This window comes from Serratia sp. Ae19-1 (assembly GCF_059801225.1).
Window position 1 is genome coordinate 399,134 of record NZ_JBCHWD010000002.1, and the last position, 18,571, is coordinate 417,704.

Here is an 18,571-nt window from a genome sequence, read left to right on the forward strand (position 1 = left end):
CAAAAAACGGCGCCGCCTCGGCGCATTGTGGCACAAAACGACACTTTCAGGGAGCCGAGAACCATGACCTTGGACTGGTGGTTAACCTACCTGCTGACCACGCTTATCCTCAGCCTGTCCCCCGGCTCAGGCGCCATCAACACCATGAGCACCGGCATCAGCCACGGCTATCGCGGCGCCGCCGCGTCGATCGCCGGGCTGCAGGTCGGGCTGAGCGCGCACATCGTGCTGGTTGGCATCGGCCTCGGCGCGCTGATTTCTCAATCGCTGCTGGCGTTCGAGCTGCTGAAATGGCTGGGTGCCGCCTACCTGGTATGGCTCGGCATCCAGCAGTGGCGCGCCGCCGGCGCGCTGGATCTGCATGCGCTGGCGGGCAGCATGCCGCGCCGCCGTCTGTTCCGCCGCGCGGTGCTGGTCAACCTGACCAACCCGAAAAGCATCGTGTTTCTCGCCGCGCTGTTTCCGCAGTTCATTCTGCCCAATCAACCGCAGGCCGAGCAGTATCTGGTGCTCGGCGTCACTACCGTGATAGTGGATATTCTGGTGATGATCGGTTACGCCACCCTGGCGACGCGCATCGCCGGCTGGCTGAAGACCCCGCGCCAGATGCAGCTGCTCAACCGGCTGTTCGGTTCGCTGTTCATTCTGGTGGCCGGCCTGCTGGCGACAGCACGCAAAGCCTGACAAAAAAGGCCGGGCATCGCTGCTCGGCCTTCGGCGTTTCACTGCCGGTTAACGGGTAAAGATCAGGTGTAACCCGAAGCCGGTGAACAGCACGCCCGCCACCCCGTCGATCCACTTGGCCAACCGCTGATAACCGCGGCGCATCGCCGGCAGCGCGAACACCACCGCCACCAGGCTGAACCAGACGAAGGTCTCGGCGACGATCAGCAGGAACAGCCCCCAGCGCGCCCCGGCACCGACGCTGTCGCCGACGAACAGCGAGAACACGCTGCCGAAATAGATCACCGCTTTCGGGTTGGACAGATTGGTCAGGAAGCCGCGAATAAAGCTGCGTCCGGCCTTCGGCAACGCCACCTGGGCCTCCGCTGCCGGCTGCGCTTGCTGCGCCCGCGCGGAACGCAGCAGTTGCCACCCCATCCAGCACAGGTACATCCCGCCGCCGACCATGATGATCTGATGCAGCCAGGCCATTTTCTGCAGGATCAGGTGCAGCCCCATCAAGGCCACGCCGGCCCACACCACGATGCCGAGCGAAATGCCGACCACGCCCATCATCGCCTCACGGCGCGAACGGCTGGCGGCGGTTTGCGACACGAAAAAGAAGTCTGGCCCCGGGCTCATCAGCGCAATCAGATGTACCAGCGCCACGGTGAGAAACAGCATCAGCATGATTTATCGCCCTCAGTCTTCGTCATTGTCGAGATGGTCGCGGATCATCGCCATAAAGGGCGCGCCGAAACGCTCCAGTTTGCGCTGGCCGACGCCGTTGACGCTCAGCAGATCGCCGGCCTTGATCGGCATTTGTTCGGCCATTTCCAGCAGCGTGGCGTCGTTGAACACCACGTAAGGCGGAATGTTTTCTTCGTCGGCGATCGATTTGCGCAGTTTGCGCAACTTGGCGAACAGCTTGCGATCGTAATTGCCGCCGTAGGATTTCTGGTTGGCGCTGCTGCGCGACTTCAGGCTCTGAATGCGCGGCACCGCCAGCTGCAGCGCCACCTCGCCACGCAATACCGGGCGCGCCGCCTCGGTCAATTGCAGCGCCGAGTGCATGGCGATGTTCTGGGTGATAAAGCCCAGGTGGATCAGCTGACGCAGCACGCTGGTCCAGTGTTCGGTGGTCTGATCGCGGCCGATGCCGTACACCGGCAGCTTGTCGTGACCGTATTCGCGAATGCGTTGGTTGTTGGAGCCGCGCAGCACTTCCACGATGTACCCCAGACCGAAGCGCTGGCCGACGCGATACACGCAGGACAGCGCCTTACGCGCGTCCTCCAGCCCGTCGTAGCGCTTGGGCGGATCGAGGCAGATATCGCAGTTGCCGCAGTTCTCGTGTTTGCCTTCGCCGAAGTAGTTGAGCAGCACCAGACGACGACAGGTTTGCGCCTCGGCGAACGCGCCCATGGCGTTCAGCTTGTGGCGTTCGATGTCCAATTGCTGCCCGGCGGGTTTCTCCTCCAGACAGCGGCGCAGCCAGGCCATGTCGGCCGGATCGTACAGCAGGATGGCTTCGGCCGGCAGGCCGTCGCGCCCGGCGCGGCCGGTCTCCTGATAATAGGATTCGATATTGCGCGGGATGTCGAAGTGCACCACGAAGCGCACGTTGGGTTTGTTGATGCCCATGCCGAAGGCGACAGTGGCCACCACCACCTGCAGATCGTCACGCTGGAACGCCTCTTGCACCTGCGCGCGGCGATCGTTGTCCAGCCCGGCGTGATAGGCGCCGACGCTCAACCCGCGGCTTTGCAGACGCGCGGCGGTGTCTTCCACCTTGGCGCGGCTGTTGCAATAGATAATGCCGCTCTTGCCGCGCTGATCCTGCACGAAGCGCCACAACTGATCGAGCGGTTTGAATTTTTCCACCAGCGTGTAGCGGATGTTCGGCCGGTCGAAGCTACTGACCTGCACCAACGGATCCTGCAGCGACAGCAGGCGCACGATGTCGCCGCGCGTGGCCTCGTCAGCGGTGGCGGTCAACGCGATCACCGGCATCGACGGGAAGCGTTGTTTCAGCTGACCCAGCGCACGGTATTCCGGCCGGAAGTCATGGCCCCACTGCGAAATGCAGTGCGCCTCATCCACCGCCAGCATCGCCGGCAGGCAGTGATCGAGCAGATTGAGGAAGCTTTCCATCATCAGCCGTTCCGGCGCGATGTACAGCATCTTGATGGTGCCGTTGCGGCAACCGGCCATGACCTCCAGCTGCTCTTCGCGGGTTTGCGTCGAGTTGTAGCAGGCGGCGGAGACGCCGTAGGCCAACAGCTGATCGACCTGGTCTTTCATCAGCGAAATCAGCGGAGAAACGACCAGCGTCAGGCCGTCCATCACCAGCGCCGGGATTTGGTAACACAACGACTTGCCGCCGCCGGTCGGCATCACCACCAGGCAATCCTGCCCGCCGATCGCGGCATTGATAATCGTTTGCTGCCCCGGACGGAATTGCTGGTAACCGAAGGTATCGCGCAATACCTGCTCGGCCAGCAACTCTCTGTTAATCACTGCTGCGGTTGACACACACTTCCCCATTTTTTCATCGGTACACACCCACCGGGTATGATTACATAATATCGTTCAGCATGACACCGACGCGCGTGCGACTCTTTTGCCGAAACAGGCTGGAAAGCAACAAAGGTTAAGCATAAAATCAACATGGCATTAACCTGGACTGACCAGTTACCTCCCTTAAAACGCAAAAGAAAAACGGAAACATGCTATGTCGACCACACCTCTCACCCTGGAAACCGCCCGCCAGAAGATCGGCGAAATCTTTGTTTATCACATGCCGTTCAACCGCGAGCTCGGCCTGGAACTGCGCCGTTTCGACGATGACTACGTCGAACTGAGCTTCACCAACCAACGCAAGCTGGTGGGCAACGCCGCGCAGGAGATTCTGCACGGCGGCGTGATCGCTGCGGTGCTCGACGTCGCCGCCGGGATGGCCTGCGCCGGCGGCGTGCTGACGCGCCTGGAACCGCTGATCGAAGAAGAGATAGCTGCCAAGCTGTCGCGCATGGGCACCATCGATCTGCGCGTCGATTACCTGCGCCCCGGCCGCGGCGAGCACTTCGTCGCCACTGCGCATGTGCTGCGCAGCGGCAATAAGGTCGCCGTCGCGCGCGTAGAACTTCATAACCACGACGGTCTGCATATCGCCACCGCTACCGCCACCTATCTGGTCGGCTGATGATTGTGCGCGGTGAGCGTCTTCAGTACACTCACCGCATCTTAAGTTCCCACCCAGAGTGACGTCATGGACGCAAAGCAAACGCGTCAGGGCATTTTCTTCGCCCTGGCCGCCTATTTTATGTGGGGCATCGCCCCGGCCTATTTCAAACTGATTCAGCAAGTGCCCGCCGATGAGATCCTCACTCACCGGATCATCTGGTCGTTTTTCTTCATGCTGGCGCTGATCACGCTGGGCCGCAACTGGCCGAAAGTGCGCGCCGCCTGCCAAAACCGCAAACGGCTGCTGCTGCTGGCGCTCACCGCGCTGCTGATCGGCGGCAACTGGCTGCTGTTCATCTGGGCGGTGAACAACCACCATATGCTGGAAGCCAGCCTGGGCTACTTCATCAACCCGCTGGTTAACGTGCTGTTGGGGATGCTGTTTCTCGGCGAGCGTTTCCGCCGCATGCAGTGGGTGGCGGTGGCGCTGGCGTTCACCGGGGTGCTGGTGCAACTCTGGCAGTTCGGCTCGTTGCCGATCATCGGCCTGGGGCTGGCGTTCAGCTTCGCCTTCTACGGCCTGCTGCGCAAGAAAATCGCCATCGACGCCCAGACCGGCATGCTGATCGAAACGCTGTGGCTGCTGCCGGTGGCGGCGGCCTACCTGTTCCTGTTCGCCGACAGCCCTACCAGCCATCTGAGCGCCAACCCGTGGTCGCTGAACCTGCTGCTGGTCGCCGCCGGCATCGTCACCACCGTGCCGCTGCTGTGCTTCACCGCGGCGGCCACCCGGCTGCGTCTGTCGACGCTCGGCTTCTTCCAGTACCTCGGCCCGACCTTGATGTTCCTGCTGGCGGTCACGTTCTACGGTGAAACCGTCGGCCAGGACAAACTGGTGACCTTCGGCTTTATCTGGGCGGCGCTGATCCTGTTCACCCTCGACGCGCTCTACACCCAGCGCAAGCTGCGCTGAGCCCGGCGCCGCCGGGTTACAGCCAGTTCTTGCGCTTGAAGTACAGGTAAGGGGCCAGGCCGGCCAGGATCATTAGCGTGATGGCCCCCGGGTAGCCGAACGACCATTTCAGCTCCGGCATGAATTCGAAGTTCATGCCGTAGCTGGAGGCCACCAGCGTAGGTGGCAGGAACACCACCGACACCACCGAGAAGATCTTGATGATGCGGTTCTGTTCGATATTGATGAAGCCCATCGCCGCCTGCATCAGGAAGTTCACCTTCTGGAACAGCGATTCGTTGTGCGGCAGCAGGGATTCGATGTCGCGCAGCACTTCACGCGCCTGCTCCAACTGGCCGGTCGGCAGACGCGCCTTGCGCACCAGGAAGTTGAGCGCGCGCTGGGTATCCATCAGACACAAACGCACCTTCCAGCCGATATCCTCCAGTTCCGCCAGCGTCGACAGCGCGGCGTCGTATTCATCGCCCTGATGCCCTTCCATGATCACCCGGCTGAGCTGTTCCAGGTCGCTGTAGATGTTCTCAATCTCGTCCGCCAGCTGTTCAATCTTGGTTTCAAACAGATCCAGCAGCAGTTCGTAGGCGTTGCCTTCGAGCATGGTCTGATTGCGGGCGCGCATGCGGTACAAGCGAAACGCAGGCAGTTCGCGCTCGCGCAGGGTATACAGGCGGCCGTCGCGGATGGTGAACGCCACCGTGGAGTTGCCGGCGTGATCTTCCGCATCTTCAAAGTAGAAGAAGGAGTGGATATGCAGACCGTCTTCGTCTTCGAAGAAACGGGCGGAGGCTTCGATGTCGTCCAGCTCGGGACGCGTCGCCAGGCTTTGTCCCAGCTCATTCTGCACGCGCTCGCGCTCGCCCTCTTCCGGCTCGACCAGATCAACCCACAGCGATGAAGTGAGATCATCTGAGTCGTCCAGTTCCAGGCGGGACAAGCGGCGGTTATCTAATTTAAAAGCGCTCAGCATGTGCCAAAACTCCGTGAAGGTAACGGGTGCGGACAACGCGTTGAAGCACAGAAACAGAGGGGATATGTATCACCGATTTGTTTCAGACCATGAAGAGATCTGACTCATAGCGACACTTTGCGGGGTCGCCGACAACCACGAAGGCTATCAGCAAAAACGGAGAGCCTTAGAAGTTATACCTGCGGCGCAGGTCAGTGAGCCAGTATCTACTGGGTGTGTCCAAGGCGTCTGTCCTCAATGATAATAGTGCGCGCATGTTACGCCGAGAGGAAAAAGCCTGTCAACACGTTAGGAGGGATAATTGCGCAACAAATCATCACGATGATCAATAGCAAAAATCGCGCTTAACCTGGGGTAAACCGTGCTGAAAAAGTCGCGGCGATCGCTTACCGCCAACGAGAATGTTGCTAAGATGACATCACCCTAATGGTACGACAAGCATGCGGATTTAAATGATGAAACAGATTACCGCCCATGAACTGACCGCGATGAGCGAACAGGCCGCCAGCGTGGCCCGCCTGCGCGCGCACCGCACCTTACACGAAGAGCTGAGCGACCCGGTGCAACGCCTGGCGATCGCCATGGAACCCGGCACCTATATCCGCCCGCACCGCCACCCGCAAACCTGGGAACTGCTGACGCCGCTGCGCGGCCGTTTTGTCGTGTTGCAGTTCAACGATGACGGCGTCGTGACGCAGCGCACCCTGCTCGGCGAAGAGACCAAAGTGCTGGAGATGCCGGCATTTACCTGGCATGCAGTGCTGTCGGTCGATGCCGGCGGCGTGGTGTTCGAAGTGAAGCAGGGCCCTTATCAGGCGCTGACGGAAGAGGACTGCATGCAATGGGCGCCGCAGGAAGGCGGCGAAGGCACCGAAGCGGTGATGCGCTGGTATGCCACCGCGCAGGTCGGCGATCGCTACCCTCACTGATCATGAACGATTGCAGGGGCCTGCCCCTGCAACTTCCCTCTCTCTTTATACCGTTTCCAGGCGAGCGTAGGCCGCCACCAGCCACTTGATGCCCTCGCCCGGGAAAGCGATCTGCAGCCGGCTGTGCTCGCCGCTGCCCTCCAGATTGACGATGGTGCCTTCGCCAAACTTGGGATGGCGCACGCGCTGGCCCAGCTTGTAGCCGGTGTCGTTCTCGCTGATCGGCGTGCCCATGCGGCGGTGATTGACCGGGCGGGATACGCTGGCGCGCAGGCGCACTTCTTCCACGCACTCTTCCGGCAGCTCGCCGATAAAGCGCGACGGCCGGTGATACACCTCTTTGCCGTACAAACGGCGCGTTTCGGCATAGGTCAGCGTCAGTTTCTGCATGGCGCGCGTTACGCCCACATAGGCCAGGCGGCGCTCCTCTTCCAACCGGCCGCCTTCATCCAGCGACATCTGGCTCGGGAACATGCCTTCTTCCATGCCGACGATAAACACCAGCGGGAACTCCAGCCCCTTGGCGGAGTGCAGGGTCATCAGTTGCACCGCGTCCTGATAGGCGTCGGCCTGGCCTTCACCCGCCTCCAGCGCCGCATGCGACAGGAACGCCTGCAGCGGCATCAGATCCTGATCTTCTTCCTGATAGCTGAACTGGCGCGTCGCCGTCACCAGTTCCTCAAGGTTTTCGATGCGCGCCTGCCCCTTTTCGCCTTTCTCCTGCTCATACATGATGAACAGCCCGGAATCGCGGATCACCCGGTCGGTCTGCACATGCAGCGGCATGTCGGCGGTTTCATGCGCCAGCGACTCCACCAGTTCGATAAAACGCTGCAGCGCGGACGCGGCGCGGCCGGCCAACACCTTGTCCTGCATCAGCTCGCGCGTCGCCTGCCACAGCGTCAGCTGGCGATCGCGCGCCGCCTGGCGCACCACGTCGAGAGTGCGATCGCCGATGCCGCGCGTCGGGGTGTTGACCACGCGCTCGAAGGCCGCGTCGTCGTTGCGGTTGGAGATAAGACGCAGGTAAGCCAGCGCGTCCTTGATTTCCTGGCGTTCGAAGAAGCGCTGGCCGCCGTAGATGCGGTACGGCATCGCCGTCTGCAGCAGCGCCTCTTCCAGCACGCGCGACTGGGCGTTGCTGCGGTACAAGATGGCGCAGTCGTTCAGCGCGCCGCCGTTGTCTTGCCAGGTCTTGATGCGATTGACCACAAAGCGCGCTTCGTCGAGCTCGTTGAAGGCGCAGTAGATGGAGATCGGTTCGCCTTCGCCGCCTTCGGTCCACAGGTTTTTACCCATGCGCCCGTCGTTGTTGGCGATCAGGGTATTGGCCGCTTTCAGGATGTTGCTGGTGGAACGGTAGTTCTGCTCCAAGCGGATGGTTTCCGCGCCGGGGAAATCCTTCAGGAAGCGCTGGATGTTTTCCACCTGCGCGCCGCGCCAGCCGTAGATTGACTGGTCGTCGTCGCCGACGATCATCACGTTGCTGTTGCCGCCCGCCAGCAGGCGGATCCAGGCGTACTGGATGCTGTTGGTATCCTGGAATTCGTCCACCAGTATGTTGGTGAAACGTTCGCGGTAATGATTGAGGATATGCGGCTTGTTCAGCCACAGCTCATGCGCGCGCAGCAGCAGCTCGGCGAAATCCACCAGCCCGGCGCGATCGCAGGCTTCCTGATAGGCCTGGTAGATGCGCAGCCAGGTGGCCTCCACCGGGTTGTTGTAGGTCTCGACGTGCTGCGGCCGCAGGCCTTCGTCTTTCTTGCCGTTGATGTACCACATCGCCTGACGCGGCGGCCACTGCTTCTCGTCGACGTTCAGCGCCTTGATGATGCGCTTGAGCAGCCGCAGCTGGTCATCGCTGTCGAGGATCTGGAAATCCTGCGGCAGGTTGGCCTCCAGATGGTGGGCGCGCAGCAGGCGATGCGCCAGGCCGTGGAAGGTGCCGATCCACATGCCGCCCTGGCTGGTGCCGATCAGATGTTCGATACGATGGCGCATTTCCGCCGCCGCCTTGTTGGTGAAGGTCACCGCCATGATCGAATACGGCGAGCAGTTCTCCACCGACAGCAGCCAGGCGATGCGATGCACCAGCACCCGCGTCTTGCCGCTGCCTGCCCCGGCCAGAACCAACAGGTTGCTGCGCGGCGCCGCCACGGCTTCACGTTGTTTTTCATTCAGGCTATCGAGCAGATCGGAGACGTCCATAGGCACCACTAATGGTTAAGGGAAAACCCGCCGGCGACGGGTTTTTCACTGGAAATTTATACAGAGTTCTGGCAGGGATTATAACAATGCTGTCAGCGATGCCAACTGTGAAATCTCAATATGCGGCAACAGGCGACTGTCGGCGACCTGCATCAGATCCCGTTGGCGATCGTTGATCCAACAGGCCTGCAGCCCCGCACGCAGCGCGCCGGCAACATCGGTGGTCAGATCGTCGCCCACGTGCAGGATCTGTTCGGGCGCCACGCCCAACCGTTCGACGGCCAGGTGATACATGTCCTGATACGGCTTGGCGCGCCCGTCCGGCCCGGAGCGCAACACGAACTGGAAGTAACCGTCCAGGCCGCACTGCGCCGGATCGGCGTTGCCGTTGGTGATCGCCACCAGCGGATAGCGCGCGGCCAGCGCCTTCAGCGTGGCGTGGGTCGCTTCCGGCACCTCGATGCGGCTTCGCCATAGCGCGAAGTTCTGCATCGCCGCATCGGCTCCGATCGCGGCCTCGGCGTCGCGCAGCCCCTGCCGGCTCAGCGCCAGATGAATGGCGCGCCAGCGCCACTCGGTGACGTCATGATAGATCTCCGGATCCTGCTCGCGCAGCTCCTGGCGCAGGCGGTGAAAATCCGCCGACTGGAAACTGCTCAGGCCGGGGTGATAATTCTGCAGGAAGGCCACCGACTGTTGTTCGGTCTGCCTAATCACCGGAAGATTGTCATACAGCGTGTCGTCCAGATCGAAAGTCAGCGCCGCCAGCGGGCGCAGCGGGCGATAAAAATGCATCAGGATTTCCCCCGTTTGGCGCGCGGATGTGCGGCATCGTACACGTTCGCCAGATGTTGAAAGTCGAGGTGGGTATAAATCTGCGTGGTGGTCAGGTTGGCGTGGCCGAGCAGCTCTTGCACCGCGCGCAGATCGCCGCTGGACTCCAGCATGTGGGTGGCGAACGAGTGGCGCAGCTTGTGCGGATGAATATGACTGTTGACGCCCTGCTTCACGCCCCATTCGGCGAAGCGTTTTTGCACGTTGCGCGTCGAGATGCGTCGCCCCTGGTTGGACAGGAACATGGCGTCGTCCTGCGGCCCGAACAGATCGCGCATCGCCAGCCAGTGTTCCAGCCAAGTGACGGCGGTTCGTCCGATCGGCAATTTGCGCTCTTTGCTGCCTTTCCCCATCACCCACACCTCGCCGGCGGCCATATCGACATGGCGGCAGTCCAGCCCCACCAGCTCGGAGAGGCGCAGGCCGGCGCCGTACATCACCTCCAGCATGGCGCGATCACGCACCGCCAGCGGATCGTTGAGATCGATCTCCAGCAGCTGGTTCATTTCATCGACGTCGATGTTTTTCGGCAGATGGCGGCCGCTGCGCGGCGTGCGGATGCCTTTGGCGGGGTTGGCGTGCAACACGCCCTGGCTGACCAGCCAGTCGAGAAAACTGCGCAACGAAGAGAGCCGCAGCGCCAGGCTGGCTGACTGCAGGCCGGCGCGTTTGCTGCGCGCCGCCAACATGCGCACCCGGGCGGCGTCCAGCGCCGTCCAGTCGGTGACGCCGATCTCCTGCGCCAGGCGCATCAACGCCGCCAGCTGGCGCGAATAGCTGAGCTGCGTCAGCGGGCTGAGTTGCCGTTCTACCTTGAGATAACGCAGAAAAGCGTCCACCGGCTGCTGCAGGCTGGGCGCAATCGGCGTCATGCGCGTTCGACCCAGCGTTCCAGCAGTTCCGGCAGCATGCGCGCCAGTTGATTGAGCATCACCGTGCCCATGCCCTGCTGATAGTGTTGCGTATCGCGACTGCTGAAGATCACCATGCCCAATTCACCGTCGTCGCCCAGCATCGACAGCGCCACCGAGCCAATCTGGCCGATCTGTTTGGCCTGCGGCAACAGCAGCAGCAGTTCGGGGCCATTCAGGCCGCCGAGGTAGTGTTGTTCACTGCCCAGACGCTGGATGCGGAACGGCTCAAACGCCGAGCGCGTCAGCGCCAGATGGGTAAAGTCGGAAGGCGCGCCGATATTCCAGCGATCGGCAAACAGACGCACCGTAGCGCCGGCCAAACCGAAGCCGCGCGCCCAGCGCTGCAGCCGGTTCAGCATATCCTGCAGGCTGTCGGCGGTGGCCAGATCGGCCTGCAGGTGCAGCAGCCTGGCGAACAGCCCTTCATTGGCGCTGGCCTGCTCCATCAACAGCGTGATCTCTTCTTCCAGCCGTTCGATGTGATTGCGTTGGCGGGCCAGATGCCATTCCACCAGCGAAACGGTGCCGCGTACCGGGTGAGGCACGCGCATCTGCTCAACCTGGCGCGCGTTGCGAATAAAGAAATCCGGGTTCTGCAGCAGATACTGCATCACGGTGTCGTCATCCAGCGCCAGGCCGGCGACGCTCTGTTCTTCTACGCTTTTCATAGATGAATAAATCCGTCATAGACATGGGTTGCCGGACCGGTCATAAACAGCGGGTTGCCCGGCCCTTTCCAGCGAATATGCAGGCTGCCGCCCGGCAGTTCTACATGCACCTCTTCTGACAGCAATTCCTGTTGGATCCCCACCGCCACCGCCGCGCAGGCGCCGCTGCCGCAGGCCTGGGTTTCGCCGGCGCCACGCTCATAAACCCGCAGCTTGATGTGATCGCGGCTGACCACCTGCATAAAGCCGATGTTGGCCCGTTCCGGGAAGCGCTCATGCCCTTCCAGCACCGGTCCGAGCAGCTCTACCTTGGCGGTTTTTACATCATCCACCTGCAAAACACAATGCGGGTTGCCCATCGACACCACGCCGCACAGCACGGTATGTTCCGCCGCGCGCATGATGTAAGTCTTTTCCGCTTTGGCGGCGCGGAACGGCACCGCCTGCGGATCGAAATTCGGCTCGCCCATATTGACGCACACCAGATCGTCGTCGGTGACGCTGAGCACCATACGCCCGGTTTGGGTGCTGACGCGGATATCGCGCTTGTTGGTCAGCCCTTTCAGCCGCACAAAGCGCGCGAAGCAGCGCGCGCCGTTGCCGCACTGGGCCACTTCGCTGCCGTCGGCGTTGAAAATCCGGTAGTGAAAATCCAGCTCGGGATCGTAAGGCGGTTCTACCACCAGCATCTGGTCAAAGCCGACGCCCAGGTGCCGATCGGCCAGCCGGCGGATCAGCTCAGGTGAAAAATAGACATTCTGTGTAACGGCATCGACCACCATAAAGTCGTTGCCCAGACCGTGCATTTTGGAGAACTGCATATCATACTCCGCTATCTGGACGCGCTATCCGTCTTGATTTTGCGGCGGCGCTCGCCACCGCAAACCGGGTGTTACTGATCGACCATCGACGGTTTTTGCTGAGAGCCAGACTGCTCCTGCTGGTTCTTTTGCACCTGATCGCCCGTTTGCACCGGCGGCTTGGCCGATTTTTGGCCAGTGGCGTCGGCAGGTGGGAAGTAAAGCGGGCCTTTCAGACCACAGCCGGCGAGGCCGGTAAGCAGAACTGCCATCAGCGCATAGCGTAGTTGTTTTTTCATTTGCATTAATGCCTGTAATTCATGCGTCCAAGGTCTCTATAATCGCAGGTGGATCATGAAAAGCAATAGGAATTGAATATGAACGACAGCGAGTTTCACCAGTTGGCCGACCAGCTGATGCTGAATATTGAAGAAACACTGGACGATTTTGACGGCGATGCGGACATCGATTACGAAACCAATGGCGGCGTGATGACGCTGAGCTTCGAAAACGGCACCAAGATCGTCATCAACCGCCAGGAGCCGCTGCACCAGGTGTGGCTTGCCACCAAGGCCGGCGGTTATCACTTCAACTACCGCGACGGCGTCTGGCTATGCGATCGCAGCGGGCAGCCGTTTTATCAGCTGCTCAGCGAAGCAGCCAGCACGCAGGCCGGCGAAGCACTGCGTTTTTCCTGAAGCAATGCAGGGCTCGGCCACCGAGCCCTTGCGGCGTCAATGCAGCTGGAACTGCTGTTTGAGCGGCTGAGCGGCGCCGTCGGCCACCGTCACGCACAGGCTGGACAGCACGTTGCTGCGGAACGGGATCACCTGCGTGCGCCCGTCGAGCTGCACGATCTGATAGAACTGCGGCAGGTTGAAGTTGATAAAGCTGGAACCGTAGGTGAAGCGATCGTGCGACGAGGAGTAGAAGCGGCTGACGTCGCGTACCAGTTCCTCTTTACTGCCCTCGCAGTGGTGATACACCTCCACCCGATTAGACTCATCCAGAATATAGATGTTGAAGCCCTTGTCGTCTGAGGTGTCTTCGAAGAAGAACTGAATGATCCCCTCACTGGCGAAACCGTCCACCACCGGCGGCAGATGCACCTGATCGGTTTCCACCTTGATAGACAGGCCGTGCAGCTTGTTGTTGGAGATGGCGCCGTAAAACTCCACCGCGTTCTCCAGCTTTTGCACCGATACGCTCAGACGTTCGAAGAACAGCCCCCAGGTCTGCCCGGCGACGCGCACCGCCTTGAAGCGGCCGGGTTCCAGCCGGGTGCTGGACAGGCGCAGCTCGATGCACTCCGACACCAACTGCTGGATGCGGGTGCGGATCAGGCCGCGCAGGTGCTGGCTGTAGCAGAATACCTCCACCGACTCCGGCGGCGCGGCATCCTGGTGCATCTTGCCGAGAATGGTCTTCAACGCTTCCAGCACCGACTGCTCGCCGCTGAAATGCAGGGTACGCACTTCGTTCCAGGAGTTGCGATACAGCAGATCGATGCTGCCCACCAAACACTGTTGCTGCTGGCCGAAACTGAACACGTCCAGCTTGCGGAAATCGAAGTGCACCACCTGATTGCGGAACGCGGCGGTCGGATCGTTTTCCAGATTGACGATGATCGCCAGATGGCGAATCTCACACGGGCTGTACAGCGCTTTCGGCGTCGGCGCCGGCAGGCGCAGCGGGAAGTGATGAGAAACGTCGGCCACCAGCTCCTGCAGCTTGGCGGTGTCGCACAGGTTGCCGCTCTTGATGTGCAGGCGGGTCTGCGGCGTCAGCAGGCCGTTGAAATAGGCCCAGGCCACCAGCTTGTTCAGGTAGCGGTTATATTCCAGCGGCTGATGGCTGACGATAGAATCCATGGCCGGCGCCTGATTATACAGGTACCAGCCGGTGCGGTTGGCGCGGCCAACCGGCACGTGAATAAAGGTTAAATCGTTTTCCGACAGGTCCGGCGAGATCTGCGGGTTCACCAACGTCACCTTGCCGGGCAGCGCTTCAAACGCCGCGTACAGTTTGCGGGTCAGCACGCCGATATCCTGCGGGCTGGCGCTGACGCTGAGATTGTTGCGGCGGGCGAAACGGATCAGGTTGCGGTAGCTCTGCATCATCGCGTCGAGCAGCTCGTTATGCGCTTCACGCACCCGTTCGATTTTCCAGTTGGCGCGGTTGTCCAGCATCGCCAGACGCTCTTCGCTCCAGCCCCACTCGCTGACCAACTGGCTGAGGATCTCGCGCCGCCAGCCGACGCAGGCCTTGGCCAGCGACAGCTTTTCACACACTTTCAGATAGAAACAGCGGCGGGCCAGATCGAGGCGGGTAGTGTCGTTGATGTCGGTCAGGTAGCGGGTGACGCGTTCGAGCATCATGCAGTAGGCGTCGAGCCCGAAGCTGACGATCTCGCCCTGATGCAGACGATGTTTGATGTCCGTCGCCAGCAGTTGGGTATTGGGGTATTCCCAGGAATAGGCTTCCAGCAGCAGGGTCTTCAGCACCGCCTTGTAAGGCGAATCGATGCTCTTGTACAGCTGCCACAGGCTGGCGCCGAAGTACTCTTCCGCCGACAGCGAGCTCAAGCCGCCGAGATCCAGCCACTCGTTGGGCGTCAGCGCGCCCTGCGCGTACAGCGACAGCACGTATTCATCGTAGTGCGCTTCTTCTTCGCCCGGCACCATGTTCCACAGGATGCGTTTGCCGGCCAGGCGCACGGCGGTGCGGTAGAATTCGTCGAGCAACAGGATATGCTGCGTCGAGCCGCAGTCTTCGCCGCCCAGGCTACCGCTTTCATTGTGGCGGAAACGATTTTCGTCGATCAGGAAGAAGCTGACTTCCACCCCCATCGAGGCGGCCCACTTCTCAAGCAGGCTGCATTTTTGCTGCAGGCGGGTACGTTCTTCGTTGTCCAGCCAGGACTGGTGGCAGACCCAGATATCGAGATCCGAGCTGCAGCTTTGGCCGATAGACGAGGTGCTGCCCATCGAGTAGACGCCGGTGATCGGCAGCTCGCCGCTGGCCGGCTTATCAAACGGGCTGCCCCATTTGTCTTCTAAATCGTTCAGGTAATCTTGTTGAGTTTCATCAGGCGTGTAGAGGCAAATGCCGTGGGGAACGTTACCGTTCAGGTAACCCGGCATCAGCGGGTGGTGGTGGTGCAGTAAGGTGGGCAGCAGACTGTATACCCGTTGAAACGCGGGCTTCATAGCCGCCAGGGCGCGATCGACGCGTAGCTGATTGATCGCATCCAGTCTCTGCTTCAATGTCTCGATGTAGAGGTACAAGACGTCTCGCCTGATTATCCCGGTGTTTAGAAAAAAACCCGTATTCCATAAGCGCCGTTAGTGTAAGAAGAATATTTGGCGACTTATTGCTGGAAACGTGATCAATTTAACACCTTGCTGATTGACCGTAAAGGAGGTAACGCTTCACAATTATTGTAGCGCTTCCCTAAACGATTTACCCGCAGTGTTAACTGCCCCAAAGCACATCACACGTCCCTTTGATTCCGTTGTCCTTTTTCCGCCTCCGGCTTCTTGCACTGACAGTATTGGCTCTCAGTGGTAGGATGGATGGCGAAATATAAAAACGGTAACAAGCATGTTAGACAAAATTATTCGAATTGCCACCCGACAAAGCCCGCTTGCACTTTGGCAAGCACATTATGTGCAGCAACGTCTGATGGCCAGCCATCCCGGCCTGCAGGTCGAGTTGGTGCCGATGGTGACGCGCGGCGACGTTATTCTGGATACGCCGTTGGCGAAAGTCGGCGGTAAAGGCCTGTTTGTTAAAGAACTCGAACTGGCGCTGCTGGAAGGCCGCGCCGACATCGCCGTGCACTCGATGAAAGACGTGCCGGTCGACTTCCCCGCCGGCCTCGGTTTGACCACCATCTGCGAGCGCGAAGATCCGCGTGACGCTTTTGTTTCCAATCGTTTCGCCTCGCTCGATCAACTGCCGCAGGGCAGCGTGGTCGGCACCTCCAGCCTGCGCCGCCAATGCCAGCTGCGTGAACGCCGCCCGGATCTTGTCGTGCGCGACCTGCGCGGCAACGTCGGCACGCGTCTGGCCAAGCTGGACAACGGCGACTACGACGCGATTATTCTGGCGGTGGCCGGCCTGAAGCGCCTGGGGCTGGAGCAACGCATCCGCAGCCCGCTGAGCGCCGAAGAGTGCCTGCCGGCGGTCGGCCAGGGTGCGGTCGGCATCGAATGCCGTCTCGACGACAGCGTCACCCGCGCGCTGCTGGCGCCGCTGAACCATGCGGCCACCGAAACCCGCGTGCGCGCCGAACGGGCGATGAACACCCGTCTGGAAGGCGGCTGCCAGGTACCGATCGGTAGCTATGCCGAACTGGATGGCGACAGCCTGTGGCTGCGCGCGCTGGTCGGCGCGCCGGACGGCAGCCAGATGGTGCGCGGAGAGCGCCGCGGCCCGGCCGCCGAGGCCGAACGGATGGGCGTTGAGCTGGCGGAAGAGCTGCTGGCGCGCGGCGCACGCGAGATCCTGCGCGAAGTTTATCAGGGAAATCCGCCGGCATGACCATTCTGGTAACCCGCCCATCGCCTTCGGGAGAGCTGCTGGTGAGCCGGCTGCGCGCGCTCGGCCGGGTTGCCTATCATGCACCGCTGATCGACTTCGCCCCCGGCGGCGATCTGCCGCAGCTGCCGCAGGCGTTGCAGCAGCTTAGCGCCGGCGATCTGGTGTTCGTGCTGTCGCAACATTCGGTGAACTATGCCGATTCGGTCATTGGCCGCGCCGGGTTGAGCTGGCCCGCTCACCTGGCTTATTACGCCATCGGCCGCACCACCGGGCTGGCACTGCATCGCATCAGCAGTTTGCCGGTGGAGTACCCGCGCGAACGCGAAATCAGCGAAACGCTGCTGCTGCTGCCGGCGTTGCAAAAGCTGGCGGGCAAACGCGCGCTGATTTTGCGCGGCAACGGCGGCCGCGAACTGTTGGGCTCGACGCTGAGCGAGCGCGGCGCCGACGTCAGCTATTATGAATGTTATCAACGCAGCCCGGTGCACTACGACGGCAGCGAGCAAAGCGCCCACTGGCAGCGCGCCGGTGTGGATACGCTGGTGGTGACCAGCGGTGAAATGTTACAACAGCTCTATACTTTAGTTCCTGATTACTATCGTTCTTCATGGCTGCTGCGTTGCCGCCTGGTAGTAGTGAGCGAACGCCTGGCTACCCTCGCCCGGGAATTGGGCTGGCGTACGATTCGGGTAGCTGACAACGCCGATAATGACGCGCTGATCCGCGCGCTACAATAATCTGACTATGGGATGTGCCACTATGACGGAACAAAATACCCCATCCGCCCCGGTTGAAGAGCCAACCACCGCGGTTGAGAGCTCCCAGCAGCCAGCCGCTGCCAGCCGCAAAGGCAAGAATACCGGCCCGGTGCTCGGCGCGATCGCTATCGTGCTGGTCATCGCCCTCGGCGCGGGCGGCTATTACCACACGCACAAGCAAGCGCAGCAGCTGATCGCCGCCAACCAGGCACTGCAGCAGCAGCTCGAAGGCGTGAAGCAGAGCCAGCAGCAGGAAAGAAACGCGCTGGAAGGCCTGCTGCAACAGCAGGGTAAAACCCTGGACGCCGCCGATCGCGAGCAGGCGAACCTGGCGCGCCAGCTGAGCGAGCTGCAGGAAAAAGTGGCGACCATCTCCGGCAGCGACGCCAAAACCTGGCTGCTGGCTCAGGCCGATTTCCTGGTGAAAATGGCCGGCCGCAAACTGTGGAGCGATCAGGACGTGACCAGCGCCGCCGCGCTGCTGAAAAGCGCCGACGCCAGCCTGGCGGACATGAACGATCCGAGCCTGCTCGACGTGCGTCGCGCCATTACCGAAGACATCGGTACGCTTTCAACCCTGACCCAGGTCGATTACGACGGCATCATCCTCAAAGTTAATCAGCTGTCCAATCAGGTGGATAACCTGCGCCTGGCGGACAACGACACCGACGAAGCGCCGATGGATCAAAACAGCAACGAGCTCTCCGGCTCGATCGGCGAATGGCGGCAGAATCTGGCCAAGAGCTGGCGCAATTTCATGGCCGACTTCATCACCATCCGCCGCCGCGACACCAGCGCCGAGCCGCTGCTGGCGCCGAACCAGGACATCTATCTGCGCGAAAACATCCGTTCGCGCCTGCTGGTGGCGGCACAGGCCATTCCGCGTCACCAGAACGAGACCTACAAGCAATCGCTGGAAACCGTCTCTACCTGGGTGCGCGCCTATTTCGACACCACCGACCCGGCGACCAAGGCCTTCCTTGAAGAGCTGGATAACCTGAGCCAACAGTCGATCTCGATGGACGTGCCGGATCAGCTGAAAAGCCAGCCGCTGCTGGAAAAAGTGATGCAGACCCGGGTGCGCAACCTGATGACCCAGTCCCCTGCCGTTCACCAGGAGGGTTAA

At 61.2% G+C, this 18,571-nt stretch carries 18 protein-coding genes; 8 read left to right on the plus strand and 10 right to left on the minus strand.

Annotated elements, in window-relative coordinates; genetic code table 11:
- Positions 1–63: 63 nt before the first annotated feature.
- Complete coding sequence (rhtB, locus tag AAIE04_RS07245) at positions 64–684, plus strand: homoserine/homoserine lactone efflux protein (protein WP_019452534.1); 621 nt, start codon at positions 64–66, stop codon at positions 682–684.
- A 48-nt stretch (positions 685–732) separates the two neighbouring features.
- Here rhtB and rhtC read toward each other — a convergent pair whose 3' ends face one another.
- Together rhtC and recQ are read right to left on the minus strand one after the other, a co-directional pair.
- Complete coding sequence (gene rhtC / locus AAIE04_RS07250; RefSeq protein WP_004934276.1) at positions 733–1,353, minus strand: threonine export protein RhtC; 621 nt, start codon at positions 1,351–1,353, stop codon at positions 733–735.
- A 12-nt stretch (positions 1,354–1,365) separates the two neighbouring features.
- Entirely contained in the window at positions 1,366–3,198 is a 1,833-nt protein-coding gene (recQ, locus tag AAIE04_RS07255) for an ATP-dependent DNA helicase RecQ (RefSeq protein ID WP_498576727.1), read from the minus strand.
- 199 nt (positions 3,199–3,397) lie between these two features.
- Between recQ and AAIE04_RS07260 the strand changes: the two genes are divergently transcribed.
- Together AAIE04_RS07260 and rarD are read left to right on the plus strand one after the other, a co-directional pair.
- Positions 3,398–3,868, plus strand: a complete 471-nt coding sequence (locus AAIE04_RS07260; RefSeq protein WP_019452536.1) for a thioesterase family protein — start codon at positions 3,398–3,400, stop codon at positions 3,866–3,868.
- 66 nt (positions 3,869–3,934) lie between these two features.
- Complete coding sequence (gene rarD, locus AAIE04_RS07265) at positions 3,935–4,822, plus strand: EamA family transporter RarD (RefSeq protein ID WP_019452537.1); 888 nt, start codon at positions 3,935–3,937, stop codon at positions 4,820–4,822.
- A 16-nt stretch (positions 4,823–4,838) separates the two neighbouring features.
- Here rarD and corA read toward each other — a convergent pair whose 3' ends face one another.
- The gene (gene corA / locus AAIE04_RS07270) at positions 4,839–5,789 is read right to left on the minus strand and encodes a magnesium/cobalt transporter CorA (RefSeq protein WP_004934262.1); all 951 of its coding nucleotides are present in this window, start codon (positions 5,787–5,789) and stop codon (positions 4,839–4,841) included.
- A gap of 455 nt (positions 5,790–6,244) precedes the next feature.
- On the opposite strand from corA, the gene AAIE04_RS07275 reads away from it, so the two are divergent.
- Positions 6,245–6,718, plus strand: coding sequence for a WbuC family cupin fold metalloprotein (locus AAIE04_RS07275; RefSeq protein ID WP_025160392.1), 474 nt, complete (start codon positions 6,245–6,247; stop codon positions 6,716–6,718).
- A 45-nt stretch (positions 6,719–6,763) separates the two neighbouring features.
- Here the strand turns inward: AAIE04_RS07275 and uvrD are convergent, their stop codons facing one another.
- From uvrD to lptM, 6 genes are all read right to left on the minus strand, one after another.
- Positions 6,764–8,926: a DNA helicase II gene (gene uvrD / locus AAIE04_RS07280; protein WP_019452539.1), complete on the minus strand. Its 2,163-nt coding sequence runs from the start codon at positions 8,924–8,926 to the stop codon at positions 6,764–6,766.
- A 78-nt stretch (positions 8,927–9,004) separates the two neighbouring features.
- Complete coding sequence (gene yigB, locus AAIE04_RS07285; RefSeq protein WP_498576728.1) at positions 9,005–9,721, minus strand: 5-amino-6-(5-phospho-D-ribitylamino)uracil phosphatase YigB; 717 nt, start codon at positions 9,719–9,721, stop codon at positions 9,005–9,007.
- A complete protein-coding gene (gene xerC, locus AAIE04_RS07290) occupies positions 9,721–10,632 on the minus strand; it encodes a tyrosine recombinase XerC (protein WP_019452541.1) in 912 nt (303 codons plus the stop codon). Before xerC ends, yigB begins: the two co-directional genes overlap by 1 nt.
- Positions 10,629–11,342, minus strand: a complete 714-nt coding sequence (locus AAIE04_RS07295; protein WP_019452542.1) for a DUF484 domain-containing protein — start codon at positions 11,340–11,342, stop codon at positions 10,629–10,631. Before AAIE04_RS07295 ends, xerC begins: the two co-directional genes overlap by 4 nt.
- Positions 11,339–12,163: a diaminopimelate epimerase gene (dapF, locus tag AAIE04_RS07300; protein ID WP_004934244.1), complete on the minus strand. Its 825-nt coding sequence runs from the start codon at positions 12,161–12,163 to the stop codon at positions 11,339–11,341. The genes AAIE04_RS07295 and dapF overlap by 4 nt, the downstream gene beginning before the upstream one ends.
- 71 nt (positions 12,164–12,234) lie before the next feature.
- Positions 12,235–12,441 carry an LPS translocon maturation chaperone LptM gene (gene lptM / locus AAIE04_RS07305; RefSeq protein WP_282437009.1) on the minus strand — a complete coding sequence of 69 codons (207 nt, stop codon included), beginning with the start codon at positions 12,439–12,441 and terminating at the stop codon, positions 12,235–12,237.
- Positions 12,442–12,519: 78 nt separating this feature from the next.
- Here lptM and cyaY point away from each other — a divergent pair, with 78 nt between their 5' ends.
- Positions 12,520–12,840, plus strand: coding sequence for an iron donor protein CyaY (cyaY, locus tag AAIE04_RS07310; protein ID WP_019452545.1), 321 nt, complete (start codon positions 12,520–12,522; stop codon positions 12,838–12,840).
- A 36-nt stretch (positions 12,841–12,876) separates the two neighbouring features.
- Here the strand turns inward: cyaY and AAIE04_RS07315 are convergent, their stop codons facing one another.
- Positions 12,877–15,429, minus strand: coding sequence for a class I adenylate cyclase (locus AAIE04_RS07315; RefSeq protein WP_019452546.1), 2,553 nt, complete (start codon positions 15,427–15,429; stop codon positions 12,877–12,879).
- 316 nt (positions 15,430–15,745) lie between these two features.
- Between AAIE04_RS07315 and hemC the strand changes: the two genes are divergently transcribed.
- From hemC to hemX, 3 genes are read left to right on the plus strand one after another with little or no spacing between them, the layout of a single operon-like run.
- Positions 15,746–16,687 (plus strand): hydroxymethylbilane synthase, encoded by a 942-nt coding sequence (hemC, locus tag AAIE04_RS07320; RefSeq protein ID WP_063918206.1) that lies wholly within the window; start codon positions 15,746–15,748, stop codon positions 16,685–16,687.
- On the plus strand, positions 16,684–17,424 hold the full coding sequence (gene hemD, locus AAIE04_RS07325; protein WP_154747367.1) for a uroporphyrinogen-III synthase: 741 nt from the start codon (positions 16,684–16,686) through the stop codon (positions 17,422–17,424). Before hemC ends, hemD begins: the two co-directional genes overlap by 4 nt.
- A gap of 22 nt (positions 17,425–17,446) precedes the next feature.
- Positions 17,447–18,571, plus strand: coding sequence for a uroporphyrinogen-III C-methyltransferase (gene hemX / locus AAIE04_RS07330; RefSeq protein ID WP_063918208.1), 1,125 nt, complete (start codon positions 17,447–17,449; stop codon positions 18,569–18,571).